The sequence below is a fragment of the Pseudoalteromonas sp. 3J6 genome, assembly GCF_903995135.1.
Classification (GTDB): Bacteria; Pseudomonadota; Gammaproteobacteria; order Enterobacterales; family Alteromonadaceae; genus Pseudoalteromonas.
The window spans coordinates 1,820,033-1,836,255 of sequence record NZ_LR877185.1 but is presented as its reverse complement, the minus strand read 5'-3'; the positions used below and the strand labels follow the sequence as shown (position 1 = coordinate 1,836,255).

At 40.3% G+C, this 16,223-nt stretch carries 13 protein-coding genes and 1 pseudogene; 10 read left to right on the top strand and 4 right to left on the bottom strand.

Translation table 11 applies throughout. From position 1 onward, the window contains the following. Positions 1-111 precede the first annotated feature (111 nt). Together P3J6_RS08450 and P3J6_RS08445 are read right to left on the bottom strand one after the other, a co-directional pair. Positions 112-2,682, bottom strand: coding sequence for a TonB-dependent receptor plug domain-containing protein (locus P3J6_RS08450; protein WP_198522720.1), 2,571 nt, complete (start codon positions 2,680-2,682; stop codon positions 112-114). A 332-nt stretch (positions 2,683-3,014) separates the two neighbouring features. After that, positions 3,015-3,173 (bottom strand): oxidoreductase-like domain-containing protein, encoded by a 159-nt coding sequence (locus P3J6_RS08445; RefSeq protein ID WP_138606804.1) that lies wholly within the window; start codon positions 3,171-3,173, stop codon positions 3,015-3,017. Positions 3,174-3,276: 103 nt separating this feature from the next. Between P3J6_RS08445 and P3J6_RS08440 the strand changes: the two genes are divergently transcribed. Together P3J6_RS08440 and P3J6_RS08435 are read left to right on the top strand one after the other, a co-directional pair. Then, positions 3,277-3,699, top strand: coding sequence for a hypothetical protein (locus tag P3J6_RS08440; protein ID WP_198522719.1), 423 nt, complete (start codon positions 3,277-3,279; stop codon positions 3,697-3,699). Between the two features lie 83 nt (positions 3,700-3,782). Further along, positions 3,783-5,144, top strand: a complete 1,362-nt coding sequence (locus P3J6_RS08435) for a leucyl aminopeptidase family protein (RefSeq protein WP_198522718.1) — start codon at positions 3,783-3,785, stop codon at positions 5,142-5,144. A gap of 51 nt (positions 5,145-5,195) precedes the next feature. Here the strand turns inward: P3J6_RS08435 and gloA2 are convergent, their stop codons facing one another. Next, positions 5,196-5,582 carry an SMU1112c/YaeR family gloxylase I-like metalloprotein gene (gene gloA2, locus P3J6_RS08430; protein WP_198522717.1) on the bottom strand — a complete coding sequence of 129 codons (387 nt, stop codon included), beginning with the start codon at positions 5,580-5,582 and terminating at the stop codon, positions 5,196-5,198. Positions 5,583-5,664: 82 nt separating this feature from the next. Continuing rightward, entirely contained in the window at positions 5,665-6,744 is a 1,080-nt protein-coding gene (locus P3J6_RS08425) for a ketoacyl-ACP synthase III (protein WP_010389122.1), read from the bottom strand. Between the two features lie 365 nt (positions 6,745-7,109). On the opposite strand from P3J6_RS08425, the gene P3J6_RS08420 reads away from it, so the two are divergent. The 8 genes and pseudogenes from P3J6_RS08420 (at position 7,110) to P3J6_RS08385 (ending at position 16,211) form a co-directional block, all read left to right on the top strand. Next, positions 7,110-8,348: a sensor histidine kinase gene (locus P3J6_RS08420; RefSeq protein ID WP_198522716.1), complete on the top strand. Its 1,239-nt coding sequence runs from the start codon at positions 7,110-7,112 to the stop codon at positions 8,346-8,348. Next, a complete protein-coding gene (locus tag P3J6_RS08415) occupies positions 8,345-8,872 on the top strand; it encodes a response regulator transcription factor (protein WP_138570194.1) in 528 nt (175 codons plus the stop codon). Before P3J6_RS08420 ends, P3J6_RS08415 begins: the two co-directional genes overlap by 4 nt. A 27-nt stretch (positions 8,873-8,899) precedes the next feature. Next, a pseudogene (locus tag P3J6_RS08410) lies at positions 8,900-9,323 on the top strand (thiol-disulfide oxidoreductase DCC family protein). Positions 9,324-9,564: 241 nt separating this feature from the next. Next, positions 9,565-11,358 carry a flavin monoamine oxidase family protein gene (locus P3J6_RS08405; RefSeq protein ID WP_193156566.1) on the top strand — a complete coding sequence of 598 codons (1,794 nt, stop codon included), beginning with the start codon at positions 9,565-9,567 and terminating at the stop codon, positions 11,356-11,358. Beyond that, positions 11,345-13,102 carry an alpha-keto acid decarboxylase family protein gene (locus P3J6_RS08400; protein WP_198522715.1) on the top strand — a complete coding sequence of 586 codons (1,758 nt, stop codon included), beginning with the start codon at positions 11,345-11,347 and terminating at the stop codon, positions 13,100-13,102. Before P3J6_RS08405 ends, P3J6_RS08400 begins: the two co-directional genes overlap by 14 nt. Then, complete coding sequence (locus tag P3J6_RS08395) at positions 13,099-14,817, top strand: FAD-binding oxidoreductase (RefSeq protein ID WP_198522714.1); 1,719 nt, start codon at positions 13,099-13,101, stop codon at positions 14,815-14,817. Before P3J6_RS08400 ends, P3J6_RS08395 begins: the two co-directional genes overlap by 4 nt. 237 nt (positions 14,818-15,054) lie before the next feature. Then, positions 15,055-15,333, top strand: a complete 279-nt coding sequence (locus P3J6_RS08390) for a peptidylprolyl isomerase (protein ID WP_138606824.1) — start codon at positions 15,055-15,057, stop codon at positions 15,331-15,333. A gap of 71 nt (positions 15,334-15,404) precedes the next feature. Further along, complete coding sequence (locus tag P3J6_RS08385) at positions 15,405-16,211, top strand: transporter substrate-binding domain-containing protein (protein WP_198522713.1); 807 nt, start codon at positions 15,405-15,407, stop codon at positions 16,209-16,211. The last annotated feature ends 12 nt before the right edge of the window (positions 16,212-16,223 follow it).

Sequence of the window (16,223 nt, the reverse complement as noted above, 5' to 3'; positions counted from 1 at the left end):
TTTATTTACTATAACCCTAACGCCATAAAAAATGCGAGTAAATAGGCATCTTAGAGCCAATAAAAAGGCGAAATGCATTACACATTTCGCCTTTTTTGTTGTTAACACATTTTAGAAAGTATAGGTTGCTTTAGCGTAGTAAAAACCACCATTAATACCGTATGGAGAAGTTTCGTAGTACTTACCACCCCAATTGTTATTAGGTGCTACGGTAAAATCAAGTTTCTCTGCTTCTTGGTCCAGTAGGTTTTGTGCACCGACTGAGAAACTGATTGAGTCATTCATAAAGTAAGTTACTTCAACATCTAATGTTACTGCTGCATCAGCTATTTTAGCGGTTTCATCATAATCTACGTGAACACCTTGGTACTCACCAAAGTAGTTAAGACGAGAAAATGCTGAAAAGCTTTCCCATTGCTGTGCCCAGCTCAGTGTTGCGCGGTGATTAGGTAAGTCATTTTCAAGACGACTTACTTTAAACGCACCTGTGATATCACTTGAGCGTGTTACTTCTGTTTCATTCCAGTTGTACGCTAAGCTAAATGTAGAACTACCATTGAATAATTCAGCTGAGTAGTTAGCCACTAAGTCAACACCTTGAGTAGTGGTATCAAAGTCATTGGTAAAGAAACTAACTTGCGCTAAGTTTTGTACGTTAGGTACACCGGCAGCTTCGAGCGTGTCTTTATCAGCTTGACTAAGTTCAATTTTATCTGATTGGCTAATACGATCATCTACTTGGATGTTGTAGTAATCAACTGTTAAGAATAAATCGCCCATGGTGTATACCGCACCAAAGGTATAACTTTGAGACTCTTCTGGCTCAAGTTCAGTACCACCAAGTTGAATAGCAATTGGGTTAGTTGGTGGTAATAGCGCTGAGTCTACTAATACACCGCTGCTTAAGTTAGTTTGTACGTTACTAACATTCGCTTGGCCTACGGTAGGTGCACGGAAACCAGTACTAATTGAACCACGAATATTCAGATCATCAGTAAGGTGGTATTGACCCATTAACTTATAGTTAGTGGTTGAACCAAAGGTATCGTAATCTTCGTAGCGAAGCGCTAAGCCCATTAAGAACTCTTCAGTGAATGGCGCTTCAATATCAATGTAAGCTGCATAGTTTCGACGGTCGTATTCGCCTGCATCTGATGGTTTAAATCCAGGGAAACCGTTAGAACCAATACCAAAACCTTGATCAGTTAGTGGGCCAGCTATAAACGAAGCTTCATCGCCTGATACCACGGTAAAGGTTTCTTCATGCCACTCTAAACCACCGGCAATGTTTACATCGTAAGCTAAGTCAAAGTCAAAACCCTTTGAAATATCAAAATTAAAGTTTTTCTCTAATTGTTCATATTTACCTGGACTAAAATCACGCGGGCTATCTGGACCCAACGATGCATTGATTGTGTCGTATATAAAGTAGCGAGATTCGTTGTAACCTACAGTACCGCTTAAATCATAGTAAGCGCCTTCTAAAAAGCCGCCAGTAAACTCACCTTTAGTACCAATAGTGAGTGACGTATCTGTAATATTACCACCAAAGTTTGGTGTAAAACCGCCCGGAAGCATTTCGTTAAATGCGAAACAATCAGGGTTGTTTGCTACACCATTAATGTAGTCAGGGTTATCAAGAACGTTGTCATCAATCATGATTGTTGGACAATTACCGCTCATATCGCCGGTTAAATCACCAACAAGGAGTGTTTCGCCACCATCGTTTGAGTATGCACCAGGGCGAGTATGTGGGTTACGGTAATAAAAACCACCACGTACATCACGCTCAGAATAGTTACCAAACATATAAAATTGTGAGTCATTAGTTAGCTCTAAACCAACATTACCAAAGATAGAGATGTCGTCATCTACCTCTGGTGCACCCCATACTTGAGTGATCGGAGCAATGTCTGGTACTCCAGCCTTGATAAGTTGAGTTGCATCGTAGCGTTGAACTGAACGGCTGGTCGCATCGGCTGTTTTGTACTGAAAGCTTAAATTTGCAAAACCGCTATCGGTAAACGGTAAACCCACATTACCTGAAATTTGGGTTGTATCACCGTCGCCCTCGTAATATTGGCCTTTACGAACTTCAAATGACCCGCCTTCCGAGGCATCTTTAAGTTGGAAATTTAAAACCCCAGCAATCGCATCAGAACCATATTGTGCAGCGGCACCATCGCGAAGTACTTCTACTTGTTTCAATGCAATACTTGGAATAACTGAAATGTCGGCACCTTGCGCACCATCATTAATACCACCACCTAAAAAGGCAATAACTGAAGCGCGATGACGACGTTTGCCGTTAAGTAAAATTAATGTGCTATCTGAAGGTAGTCCGCGTAGGTTTGCAGGGCGCACTAGTGAAGCGGCATCACTAATTGGCATTGAGTGAACGTTTAAAGAAGGAATAGCCCCTTTTAACAGCTCTAGCATATCAGTATTACCTGATTTGCTAAGCTCTTCACCACCGATAATGTCGATAGGAACAGGTGAGTCACCAATAGAGCGAGGCGCAGAGCGCGTACCAACTACGGCAATTTTTTCTACGTTTTTGTTTACTTTAACTTCGGTTTGCTCTTCTTGAGCAATTGCTGAACCAGAAACAAACAAGCCTGCGGCTGTTGTTGCTAGAGCAAATTTGATCGCCTGTTGAAGCGTATTGCTTTTTAATTTCATTCTAAATATCCCCAGTTAGAATTAATTTGTATAGTCTATTACTGACTTATTATTGTGGACATTTCACGTTCAATGGGGAGCAAATATAGCTAACTCACTCCTAAAAGCTTAATTAATTAAGCGCACCTCCTGTGAGTCCTCGAATAGACTATAGATAAAAAAACTAAAGAGGGCAATGGGTAATTAACCACTATTTAACAAGTTGAAACAAATGATTTATCTAAAAATAACGCAGAGTTAATTGCAGCTAGGGCGAGAAAAGGAGGAAAAAACAGACATTGATACATAATGACTAACTAAATAAGTTAATTTAGTCATTTTATATTATTGAATTAAATTGATTTGCTGTTGATATTTTCACCATGATGTTTTTTCCACGCTGCCAGCTTTTCTTTATATTCATCCCACACACAAGGGCAGCAACTGCCTCCGCCACAGCATTCATCAGATTTTGGTCTTTCGGGTTTAGTGTCGGGGCGATTTTTTTGCATTTTTTATTACAAAAGTGGAAAAAAGGACACTTAGAATAAATGATTGAACAAAGCGTGTAAATTATTCTTTGTGAACTTAGAGCGCTGTGTGAGAATACAGGCTATGCGATTATATAAAGTCATTCATCGTGCCCCCTGGCGGGTTGCTAAAATTAGTAAAAAGCGACAGCAACTGCGTTTTCGCCGTGCTATGGTGGCGCTTAAAATAGCCCTTGCTCAAGAAAGGCAAGAAACCAAAGAGATGCTAATAACCTACAAGCGTTATACTCAAGGGCAAACAAACAAAGCAGAGCTAAAACGCGCCAATGAGCAGTTTGTTGATATATTAAAAGGGTTGGGGCTAGGCATTTTTGCGTTATTACCCTTTGCACCATTAACTATTCCATTGGTTGTTAAGCTAGGGCAGTTTGTGGGTGTTGATGTATTGCCGAGCTCTTTTAGTATGAATAAGACTATGAAAGAAATTGATCAAGAAATTACTCAACAAAACCAACAGCAAGACTCAACTCCTCCCGAAAAGAAGTAAGCTAGTTAGGGTATAATTAGCTATACCTTTTAATAGTGCTTATTGTTATGCTAGGGCATCAATTTCTATTATGTGAGTCATTAATGAGCGCTTTACTTTGTCATACCTCTTCAGGTATCCCTCTATCTTTTATTGTTAAAAATGAATTAACAGACTGGCTTACTCAGCAACCGAGCTTTGTGCAGCAGTGGCTTGCAAATACCGACTTTGAAAAGTCAGGACTGGCGTTAATACCAAACGCAGAAACGGGTGAACTAAGCCAAGTATTTTGTATTATGCAACGAGCTGATGATTTTTGGGCCGCTGGCGAGCTTGCAAGTAAATTACCTAAAGGCTGCTATCAAATTCAGGGTGATGAATCGTTAGTTTCTCAACTTGCTTTAGGGTTTGTGTTAGGTGGTTATGAGTTCAGTGAGTATAAACAAAAAGCCACAGCTAAAGCTCAGCTTGGCATTGCTGATAAAACATTATATGAACAAGTAAAACAACAAGCAGATGCAATTAATCTAGCCCGTGATTTAGTAAATACCCCCGCTGCCGATATGATGCCGCAGCACTTATCACAAGTAATGAGCGATTTAGCTGATACATTCGACGGCGAGTTTACCCAATGGGTAGGCGATGAGCTATTAGAACAAAATTATCCAACTATTCATATGGTAGGCCGTGCAAGTGAAAACAAACCGCGTTTACTCGATTTGAAGTGGGGGGCGGTTGATGCGCCACAAATTACATTAGTAGGTAAAGGTGTATGTTTTGACTCAGGTGGACTGGATTTAAAACCAAGTTCAGGCATGCGTAACATGAAAAAAGACATGGGTGGGGCAGCACATGTTATTGCCTTAGCTCAATTAATTATGGCCGCTAACTTACCAATACGTCTTCGCGTGTTAGTCCCTGCGGTTGAGAATGCCGTTTCGCGTAATGCATTTCGCCCAGGCGATGTAATAAAAACACGTAAAGGTATTATGGTCGAAATAGATAATACTGATGCAGAAGGGCGACTAGTTCTGTGTGATGCACTAAGCGAAGCACAAAACGATGATCCTGAATTAATTATTGATTTCGCTACTTTAACCGGTGCATGTCGTGTTGCTTTAGGAACAGAACTGCCAGGCTTTTTCTCAACGGAACGTGATGTAGCTAATGCGATTATGGACTCGGGTATGCAAGTTAACGACCCTGTTTGGCAATTGCCGTTATTCGAGCAATACACCCCATTTTTGAAAAGCGATGTGGCTGATATGACTAACTGTTCAAGTACGCCATTTGGTGGCGCAATTACCGCTGCGCTTTATTTGAAAGAGTTTGTAGAGCCAAATACACCATGGGTTCATTTTGATGTAATGGCATGGAACTTACGAGCATTACCCGGGCGTCCTGCGGGTGGTGAAGCTCTAGGTATTCGTGCAGTATTTACTTACCTACAAAATCGATTTAACTAACCTAGCTTGGGTTAATTAAATCAAACATACCTTGCCTTGAGTTATTTGATGTTAAAGCGCATATAACTCAAGGGGTAAACCATCTGGATCGGCAAAAAAGGTGAATTTTTTGCCGGTTATTTCATCCACTCTTATTTCTTCTACGTCGATTCCATGCGACTCTAAATACGTTTTACTGTTTTCTACATTACTAACCTTAAATGCTAAATGTCTAAGTCCTTGTGCTTCGGGATAGCTTGGTCTACTTGGCGCATCTTTAAACGAAAATAATTCTAACTGACTGCCATCAGGTAAAGCTAAATCGAGTTTGTAAGACTGACGCTCTGCTCGATAGTGCTCATTAATAATCGTGAGCTTTAATATTTCACTATAAAAATGTTTAGAGCGTGGGTAGTTGCTGCAAATGATGGCTACATGATGAATGCCTAGTAGTTGCATATACTTTCCTTAAAAAGCAAAAAGCGCACTGAAAGCAGTGCGCTGTTTATCAATACATATTTGCTTGGTGTAATATTAGCTTTTAGCTAGGCTCTGCGTCTTTACACGCTTTTACAGCCGGTGCAACAAGCTCTAAACCTGTTTTATCACACGGTGGAAGTTTAGCATCGCTAACAGCAATGGGGGTTACTCGCTCGCCCCATTTGATATAGCTTGCCGCCCACGTTAGGCCTGCTCCAAATGCAGCCGACATAATATTGGCATGCGGCTTAATTAAACCTTGCTCAACGGCCTCACACAGCGCAATGGCAATCGTTGCAGCAGAGGTATTACCGTATTCGCCAATGTTAACCATTACTTTACTGTCTTCAACCTTTAAACGGTTTTGAATTGCTTGAATAATGCGTAAATTAGCTTGATGTGGCACAAGTACGTCTATATCGTCTAACTTAAGGTTTGCCTGTTCAAGTACGTCGTCACAGGCTTCACTCATGCCTTTAACCGCACGTTTAAATATTTCACGGCCTTCAAATAAAAGGTCTGATGGGCCAATTGGCTCATATTTATTTAAATCACTGCCGAAATTAGTAATGTGTAAAATATCACGATCTTCGCTGTCACAGCCGGTTTTGGTCCCTAATAAGCCTGCAGGTGTTTCTGCTGCTTCAAGCACAACGGCACCGGCACCATCACCAAATAATACTGCGCTATCGCGTCGAGCCCAGTTTACGTACCACGTCATGCGCTCTGCAGCTATAACCACGGCTTTTTTGATCATACCGGCTTGAATTTGCGCTGTCGCAGCTTGTAAAGCATATAAAAAACCAGAACATGCTGCATTGGTGTCCATGGCTGCAGCGCCAGTGGCGCCAATATTTTTTTGTACTAATGAGGCAGTGTTTGCAACTACTGTTGAGGGGGTGCACGTTGCTAAAATAACTAAATCGATATCTTTTGCATCTACGCCAGCGCAAGCAATAGCATGTTTTGCAGCCACACTAGCAAGCTCGGCAGTACTTACATGGCTAACTCTACGGGCTTTGATACCGGTACGCGTGGTGATCCACTCATCGGTGGTATCTACAATTTCACTTATTTCGTCGTTACTGATGCTGGCTGGTGGAATGCATTTGCCCCAACCAGTGATATGTGCGTAAGGCATAGTGTGTTCTCTTAAAAGTGGTATGACGTGTTCGTCTAATGAATACGTTATAACAAAAATTAGCTATTAACTCTAGTTTATAGCAGCTATAGAGCTGTAATTACTGCTATTTTACCAATTGTTTGTTGTATTTTTAGTGAAAGGTTAATTGTAAGTTTTTACTTTGTAAATTAAATGAGTGTTTAGCTTAGGTGCTTTTTATAAGCTAGTCCACCACCTTCAACACTTGCTTAAAGCACTAGTGACGTATGCTTGAGTGCAGCTATGCGAGCGGATACTATAAGGCGGTTTAGTGTATAATAGATGCAATAAAAAAAGCATGTTAATCATGAATAATAAAATCAAGTGTATCCAGGAACCATATTGTGTTAATTAAAACCGACCCAGCTATTAGCCGATTATTAATGCTGCGCAGTGGTGCCATCGTTGTTCAGCTTATTGCGGTACTCAGTGTGTATTTTTTACTAGAACATCAAATTGCACTTATGCCGTTGTTAGGGGTTATTGCTGTTGAGGCGGTTTTTCAGTTAGCCAGTGTATTTGCCTACCGGCATGTAAGCCAAGCGAAGCCAATTGGCATGTTAATGCAACTGACCGCCGATGTGCTTTTTTTAACTATTTTGTTGTCTTTAAGTGGCGGTGCAACTAACGCATTTGTGTCGTTATTGTTGCTGCCCATTATGATAGCTGCAATCACATTAAGCGCTCGAGGGCTTGCCTATATTGCTGTATTGGCCATTGCCGCCTATAGCTTATTATTAATTAAAATGCCCGAACACAGTATGCACCAAATGAATATGAATGGTCATTTTATTGGTATGTGGGTTAATTTTGTTATAAGTGCTTGCGTAATTGCGTTAGTGATAGGGGCTATGAACCGCGCTTTGCAACAGCGTGAACGCACTATTGCCAAAGTTAGAGAAAAACAGTTGCGCAATGAACAACTGGTTACACTTGATGGCGCAGCCGCGCAAATTACTCATCAATTAGCAACCCCGATTGCTAATTTACAATTATTGTTTGAGGAGCTTTTAGAAGAGCATCCCAACAATGAAGTTATTCAGCAAATGCAAACGCCGCTATTACAATGCCGCACTCAGCTTAACGACTTTAGAAACCTCTCAATGCAGTTACGAGATAAAAACACGCAATCACCCATTAAAGCAGAGCAGTTGCAAAATCAAATTCATGATACGTTACTATTACAATACCCAAATCAACAAATAAACTGGCTTAACGAGGCACCTGAAGCCACATTACAAAGTGACGCTATGCTGTTACCTGCAATTTTAAATTTATTTCAAAATGCAGTACTTGCTAATCAAAAACACGCCCAAGTGCAACTTGAACTAAGTTGGCAGAAACCTGACGCACAAAACATTGCGTTAATTATTCGGGACTTTGGTGCCGGTTTTTCATCCTCAGAGTTAGCGGAGTTAGGTGGGCAGCTCATGCCGAGTGAACAAGGTATGGGAATCGCAGTTATGTTATCAAATGTGACATTTGAGCGGTTAAATGGCTCGTTAACGGTATATAATCACCCCGAAGGCGGAGCGGTTGCAAAGATAACGATGCCACTATTAACAGCAGAGACAAAAGCATGAAGCTACTTATTATTGAGGATGATATTAATTTAGCGACAACGTTGGCACGGCGGCTAACTAAGCACGGTTTTAACTGCGAGATCGCGCATAATCACACTGATGCACTTCTAAAGGCTCGCCAGCAACAGCCTGACTGTATTTTATTAGATATGAAGCTGGCCGATGAGAATGGACTGTCGCTTATTGCACCGCTGCGCCATTTACTCACTCATGCACATATTGTATTGCTGACTGGCTTTGCAAGTATAGCAACGGCGGTAGAGGCGATGCGCTTAGGTGCTAATGACTATTTAACCAAGCCTGTTGATATGGCAAGTTTATTAAAAGCACTTAAAGTTGAGGTGGCAAGTACGACAGTAACTGAAATTTCTGAGGGAGTTATGTCGCCCGAGCGTTTAGAGTGGGAGCATATTCAACATGTTTTACACAGTAATAACGGTAATGTATCAATGACCGCTAGGCAGTTAAATATGCATAGGCGCACCTTGCAGCGTAAGCTACAAAAAAAGCCAGTGCAGCAGTAGTTTAGTACTTAATTTGTGGAAAGTTTTATGAGCGATGATTCCGCGACATTAATGTTAAATCAAAAAATTATATTATTTGATGCGCAATGTAAGCTTTGCAGTGCGTGGTGTAATTTTATTATAGCTCACGATCCGAGCATTAAATTTAAATTGTGCAGCGTGCAATCGCCTAAAGGTGAGTTGTTGTTAATGCACTTTGGTTTTTTGACGAATGAATACGCCTCAATGGTGTTTATTGAAAATGGTAAAGCGTATACACAAAGTCATGCTTTTTTTTGAAGTAGTTAAGCAACTTGGTGATCCGTACAAGCTCGCAAATATATTTAGTGTTTTACCAAATAGGTTTAATAATTGGTCATACGATAAAATCGCTTTAAATCGTTATACATTATTTGGAAAGTATCAGTATTGTAGAATTCCCGCACCAAGCGACGCTGCGCATTATTTGTAACTTGGTTGTTATTGGCGCTGCCGCTAAGAATAGAATAACGTTGATATTTATCTTAACTTTTGTCAGATAAATTACAGCGAGTGTCTAGTTTATTTCACAGCTTATCTCATTTTCTAATACAAGAACCGTCGTTGCTAGATGTGGTTGGACAGATATTTGCCATCGAGTGTAATAAAGCGTAATAGAACTTTGTAGTCTTTATGGGTAACTTTAGCTTAATCTAGCTAAGGAAAAGACGACTATGAAAAACGAACTTGATATAGCAATTGTTGGTGGCGGTGTGTCTGGTGTTTACAGCGCGTGGAGGCTACAACAGCATGAAGGCAAAGAAAAGCGTATTGCGCTATTTGAATACAGTGACCGCATAGGCGGGCGTTTATATAGTAAAAAGTTACCAGGGTTACCAAATGTAGTTGCCGAGTTGGGGGGAATGCGCTTTATTCCTTCAGATCACGTTATGGTTAATGCATTAGTTAATGATTTGAACCTGAAAACGCAAAACTTCCCAATGGGTTCTTCCTTACCCATGTACCCTGATTCAAAAGATCCCGCTGTGAAAGATATAAAAGCGGGCAGTGAAAATAATCTCTTTTATTTGCGCGGTCAGTATTTTCGTTACCGAGATTTTGCGCAGTGCCCTGACAAAATACCTTATAAGTTAAACGCATCTGAACGCGGCTATGGACCCGAGGATTTACAAGTTAAGGTGATGAACTTAATTTGTCCTGGTTTTGCTGACATGAGCTTGTGCGAGCAAATGAAAGTTAAAGTATTTGGCAAAGAGATCTGGAAGTATGGTTTTTGGAATCTACTTGAGCGAGTATTAAGTAACGAAGCCTATTTATTCATGAAAGAGGCGGGCGGGTACGATGCTAATGTTGCTAACGCAAGTGCGGTTACTCAGCTCCCAGCAACAGAATACAGTGATGACACTGAGTTTCTCACTCTCACAGATGGATTTCAGGCACTGCCATTAACGCTGTGTGCGCAGTTTAAAGCATTAAAAAGTTGTTTAGCCGAAGACGAAAAAGTACAAATGAATAAACGGCTAGTAAAAATTAACTACCTGAATGATCCTGATTATCGATATGAATTAATATTTCAATCAACGTGTACAGATCAATTCGGCAAAACAATTGATGACGTAACCGTCACTGAGCAGGAAATTGTAAAAGCGAAACAACTAATTTTGGCAATGCCACGACGTTCATTAGAGCTTATCGAGTCGGAGTTTTTTGCTGATCCGTGGTTAAAAGAAAATATCCCTTCAGTACTTATACAAAAAGCGCTAAAAATGTTTATGGCTTACGAGCAGCCTTGGTGGCGAAGCTTAGGCCTAGTTGCAGGTCGTTCAGTGACCGACTTACCAATTAGGCAAACATATTATATGGGAACAGAGTGCGACCAAGCAGGCGGTTTACCAAATACAAACTCGTTATTGATGGCGTCATATAATGACATAGGCTCTATCCCCTATTGGAAAGGCTTAGAATCGGGTGAGTTATATTCTGGTTACACACCCAGCTATGGATGTGAAGGCTATACCCCACAAGAAATAGTCCCTAAAAGCCAATGCCAAATAACCACAGGTATGGTGGAAGCCGCGCATAGACAAATTGAAGCGCTTCATGAGCAAAAAGAATTGGCGATGCCGTATTCTGCCATTTACCAAGATTGGGGAGACGCCCCATATGGCGGAGGATGGCATGAATGGAAAGCAAATTACCGTTTAGATGAAATTATGTGTCGTATGCGCCACCCTGTTGAGAAAGAAAAGATTTATATTATTGGTGAGGCGTACTCATACGAGCAAGGTTGGGTTGAAGGTGCTTTAAATACCGCAGAATCAACACTCGAGGAATTTTTTGATTTACCCACACCATGCTGGCTAAAGCAACAACATAACTATTTACCCGTTGATTGTAATAAAGCCTGTAACGATAAAATTGAAAAAAAACAGCCTAATGCATGCAGTAAAACGCTAGACGAAGTAACAAAATTTGCATACGAAGGGATTAACCATGAGTACCAATAAATTTACAGTTGCTGACTATTTATTAACGCGCTTAAAAGAGCAAGGCCTAGATAAAATATTCCAAGTACCGGGTGACTATGTACAGGAGTTTATGAGCGCACTTGATAAGTTTGATGGTATTGATGCGGTTGGCGACATAACGGAGCTAGGTGCAGGTTATGCGGCCGAAGGTTATGCTCGTTACAAAGGGATTGGCGCAGTGTCTGTACAATATGGAGTCGGTACATTAAGTGTTATAAACGCAATTGCAGGGGCTTATGTTGAAAGAAATCCTGTGGTGGTGATAACGGCCAGCCCATCAATTGATGATCGAAAAATTATCGCAGATACCGGCGCATTATTTCATCATTCAACGGGTAACTATAAATCAAACCAAACTATATTTGAAAGTGTTACCGTGGCAAGCGAAATACTGTCAGATCCTGAAACGGCTCCTCAAATTATCGATGCAGCGTTGGCGTGTGCAATAAAAGAAAAAAGGCCAATTTACTTAGAAGCTTGGCAAAATGTGTGGGGAGCAGAATGCCCGACTCCAGCGTACCCGCTTGTTATTACCGATACGTCCGTTGATTTAAATATGCAAAATGCATTACTACACGCGGCTATACAAAAGCTAGAAACTGCACAACAGCCAGTAATCATGCTTGGCATAGAAATAGCTAGATTAGGTTTACAAGATAAAGTAGAGAAGCTTTTAACTTCGCTTAATATTGCGTATACCACTACCACGTTAGCTAAATCGGTGATCAGCGAGCGAAGTGGAGTCGGTCACAATTTATTTGTAGGCACCTATGCAGGTGAAGCCTCATTACCTGCAACGTTCGATTATGTGTCGCAGTGCGATGCAATTTTAGCGCTTGGCGCTATTTTTACTGATGATTACCTCACTATGCTAACTAAGCAAGGCTCTGATCTAATAAGAGTTAATATGGATGGTGCGCTTGTTGGCAATAGTGATCACTTCATCCATACCAGCTTAACTGTGTTTATTAGCGAATTGACGGCATATTTTGAGCGATCAACTTCGTCTTTGAACTCAGTCTCTTTTAAGTTAAATACACCATTAAACACTGAGCTTGCTGATTTTCACAGCCAAATAAGCTACGAAAGCTTCTTTACTCTTTATCAACAAGAGTTAAACGGATCTCGTAGCTTAAAAGGTTACAACCTTATTTTAGGTGAAAGTTCATCACTTTATATGGCTGCAAGATTGATTGGCATAGAAAAAAGCCACTTTGTTAGTGATGCCGCGTGGGGATCATTGGGCCATGAAACCGGATGCTCTTTGGGTGTGTCACTTGCTAATGATAATCGCAGTATAGTTATTGCAGGTGATGGTGGTTTTATGATGATGTGTCAGACACTCTCAACACTGAGTCGTAATCACTGTAATACCGCTGTATTTGTAATGAGTAACGAGGTGTATGCCATTGAGCAATCATTTGTAGATATTTGCGCATTTACACCTGAGGGGAAATTTGCTCCTTTTGATGAATTACCTTCTTGGAACTACGAAGCATTAGCTCAAGCTTACGGTGTTAAATATTTAAATGTCAATTCGGTGGCGGATCTGCAAAATGCACTTAATATCTTATATGAAGATACGTCAACGCCTTACCTCATTAAAGTTGATATTGCACGTGATGATTTAGCGCCAGCAATCCAAACGCTTGCAGAATCAGTAACAGGTCAAAAACGTGACGAGTGTATATGTCACAAGGATAATAAAGAGGATATACGATGAATAACCTAAATACAGTTCATGAAGTTTCGCAGCTGCCGCACGAGCAACTTAAAAGCGCACAGAGCCTGATGTTAAACTATTGGAACAATACGCTTAAATTTGTTCAAGCACTTAAATCTTCGGGTTTTAAGGATGATCAGCTGCTAACTCAAGCATCACCCTCGGTGTCTGAAACTCCAGGTTTAACAGGGTATCAAGCACAGACTCTTATATTTAATACTCGTTTGCGATTCAATCCTGCAGTTATCGTAATGTGTGAATCAACAGAAAATGTAGCACAGGCTTACAAGCAAGCAATTAGCTTAAACTTACCAATCCGCGTTCGTTCTGGTGGGCACGATCACGAAGGGGAGTGTACCGGCACCGATGTGATTTTATTAGATTTGAGCCGATTAAAAGAGTTTAACGTTAAGAAAGTGAACGGTGACTATATTGCAAATATAGGCTCCGGTTATCGCTTTTTTCAGGTGGTACCAAAGCTTGCTGACAATAACCCGCCATTGACAATACCGCATGGTACATGCGCAACAGTCGGTTTGGCGGGTTTCATTCAAGGCGGAGGCTGGGGGCCATGGACTCGCAGTAAAGGAATGTGTTGTGAATCGCTGGTGGGGGCTACGGTTGTATTAGGCAACGGTGAAGTTATCGAAGTAAATGCTGAGGACGATATTGTTGATGCAAACGACCCATCCCATAAAAAACTATTATGGGCACTACGTGGTGGCGGGGCATTAAGCTACGGTATTGTTACCCACTTTAAAGTAAAAGCATTTGAGATCCCAGACGAGATCCATCGCTTTGTAATAAACTGGAATACTAATGACGAGCATGCGCAAGCTTTCTCTACGCTTGAGCTTTTATCGCAATGGGAAGACGTTATAAATAATGCAAGTACCGACAAGCTGGTAGGCACTAATTTAAAAATTAATGCTATTGCGGCTAACAGTCAAAACAAGCCTTTGTGCCACCCAAGTACCATGTACGGCTATTGGCAGGGAAGTTGGCAAGAGTTAGAACAATTTGTCTCAAACCACTTTCCAAATAGTACGCCAATACATCAAGGTACAGATACTAAAGCGAACTATAATAGTGCATTAATGGGAAATTGGTCACGAAACTCCCTTTTCGATGTATTAAAAAAGCAAAAGCGTTTAGGTAGTTTAGCTAATGCCGATGGCACGCCATTTACGCCTGATTTTGATGCACCAGCACCCCATAAATTAACCTCTAAGGTTGTAAAAGGTAGCGGTTTAACAAAAAACGGAAAAGAGCAGTTAATTAAAAGTTTAACGTCAGATCTGATTAATGCTAAGAGTAGTGATTTAGGTTTATTCAGCTACGTTACACTTGGTGCAATTGCAGGTCCTTTTTATAATGAAATAAACGAAAAAGAAGCAAACGCCCGCGTTTCATTTCCTTATTCAAAATCGCATTACACTATTCAGTACCAAACATGGTGGAATGAGTCTGTTGAGTTAAAAGAACAAGGTCAAAATAATGAAGTCTACAATTACATTAATAGAGCAATGGATTGGATTGAGGTAAGCCGAGAGACCCAAATTGAAGGGACTGAAGGCGCATTTATTAGCTTTAAAGACAGTGCAATTCCTACAAAAGACTATTTTCTTGGCAGTTATGAGGATCTTATGAAGGTAAAAGAAAGGTATTCGCGTGACCCTGCTAACCACCTGAGGTCACGTAAAACGATTATTTAATTTGATTGTATTAAGCTTTTTTAAGCCATAAAAATCTAAGTTAGCTAAAATGTCATTTTTATTTTATTAAAAAGTAAAAATGGCATTTTTAATCGGATATAAGGTTCTAGTTAAAATCTATAAATCTTTGCAAGGCGTGTGGTAACTATAGCTATGGTATAAGTAGATGCTAGGTGTATGGGGTTGTGTTAAAATAGCCGCGTTTAATTTTAGCTAACGGTATAAAAGGCTTTTTTTATGGCAAACACAGCACATGCACTTCACATTTTGGTAAAGCACAAAGAAATTGCAGAAGATATTATTAAGCAATTAGGTAAAGGTGCAAAGTTTCAAACCTTAGCTAAAAAATACTCGTCTTGTCCGTCGGGCAAAAAGGGCGGAGATTTAGGCGAATTTAGACGCGGTCAAATGGTTCCACAGTTTGATAAAATTGCGTTTAAAGGCGAGATTTTAGAGCCACATTTGGTAAAAACAAAATTTGGTTGGCATGTGATTAAAGTACTTTATCGCACCTAAAAGCGTAATTCTAAGTTCCCGCTATACTTACTATTCCCCATTTTATAAATGCAAAGTAACTTGGAATGACTATGAAGTTATTTAATTTATGCTGCAGTGTTATCCTTATCACCCTGTCATCTTTTGCTTTGGGCAGCGAGCAAACTGTGACGCTAAAAATAGGAAAACCAAGCACACCTAATATGCCAAGAAACCACTATGTTTTGAGCTTATTAGAAAAAAGCTTTGCGCAGATGAATGTAAAACTCAATATTAGTTATAGTGTTGAGCCGATGAATACCAAACGAGTATTAGAAGAGCTAAAGCACGATGGGGCTATTAATTTTGCTTGGTTAAGTATGTCAAAAGAGCAAGCAAATAGCCTCGTACACACAACCTTTCCAATATACAACGGCTTGCACTCAAAACGTTTACTAATGATAAAACAAAGCCGGCTGGGCGAATTTTCAGATATAAAAACCCTTGAACAACTAAAGCCGTTTATAGCCTTACAAAAGCAAAGTTGGTCTGATTATTATGTATTAAAGAACAATGGCTTAACAGTTAATGGTGATTTGAGTTATGAAAGCATGTTAAAAGCGTTAGATGAAGGACTTGGCGATTACTTTCCTCGTTCAGTAACTGCGATTAGAGCTGAAATACAAAAAAGCCCACAGTATAACTTTGTCGTTGAGCCGCATATTATGCTGCAGTATGATAACTTTTATTACTTTTATGCAAATGAAAAAAATAAAGCAATTATCGACTTACTACAGCAGGGCTTAACAAAGCTAGCCAAAAAAGGGGAGCTTGATGCACTCTATACGCAATTTTACCATGATGTTGAGGATGGGCTTGGTTTAAGTCAGCGAACAGTGTTTAAACTGAAACAGCGATAAGGTTATTATCGC

What these genes read in the sequence shown, in the direction of transcription:
- P3J6_RS08445 (WP_138606804.1), bottom strand. Translation starts at nt 3,173, where the DNA reads ATGCAAAAAAATCGCCCCGACACTAAACCCGAAAGACCAAAATCTGAT.
- gloA2 (WP_198522717.1), bottom strand. Translation starts at nt 5,582, where the DNA reads ATGCAACTACTAGGCATTCATCATGTAGCCATCATTTGCAGCAACTAC.
- P3J6_RS08400 (WP_198522715.1), top strand. Translation starts at nt 11,345, where the DNA reads ATGAGTACCAATAAATTTACAGTTGCTGACTATTTATTAACGCGCTTA.
- P3J6_RS08385 (WP_198522713.1), top strand. Translation starts at nt 15,405, where the DNA reads ATGAAGTTATTTAATTTATGCTGCAGTGTTATCCTTATCACCCTGTCA.
- P3J6_RS08390 (WP_138606824.1), top strand. Translation starts at nt 15,055, where the DNA reads ATGGCAAACACAGCACATGCACTTCACATTTTGGTAAAGCACAAAGAA.
- P3J6_RS08440 (WP_198522719.1), top strand. Translation starts at nt 3,277, where the DNA reads ATGCGATTATATAAAGTCATTCATCGTGCCCCCTGGCGGGTTGCTAAA.
- P3J6_RS08435 (WP_198522718.1), top strand. Translation starts at nt 3,783, where the DNA reads ATGAGCGCTTTACTTTGTCATACCTCTTCAGGTATCCCTCTATCTTTT.
- P3J6_RS08395 (WP_198522714.1), top strand. Translation starts at nt 13,099, where the DNA reads ATGAATAACCTAAATACAGTTCATGAAGTTTCGCAGCTGCCGCACGAG.
- P3J6_RS08450 (WP_198522720.1), bottom strand. Translation starts at nt 2,682, where the DNA reads ATGAAATTAAAAAGCAATACGCTTCAACAGGCGATCAAATTTGCTCTA.
- P3J6_RS08415 (WP_138570194.1), top strand. Translation starts at nt 8,345, where the DNA reads ATGAAGCTACTTATTATTGAGGATGATATTAATTTAGCGACAACGTTG.
- P3J6_RS08425 (WP_010389122.1), bottom strand. Translation starts at nt 6,744, where the DNA reads ATGCCTTACGCACATATCACTGGTTGGGGCAAATGCATTCCACCAGCC.
- P3J6_RS08405 (WP_193156566.1), top strand. Translation starts at nt 9,565, where the DNA reads ATGAAAAACGAACTTGATATAGCAATTGTTGGTGGCGGTGTGTCTGGT.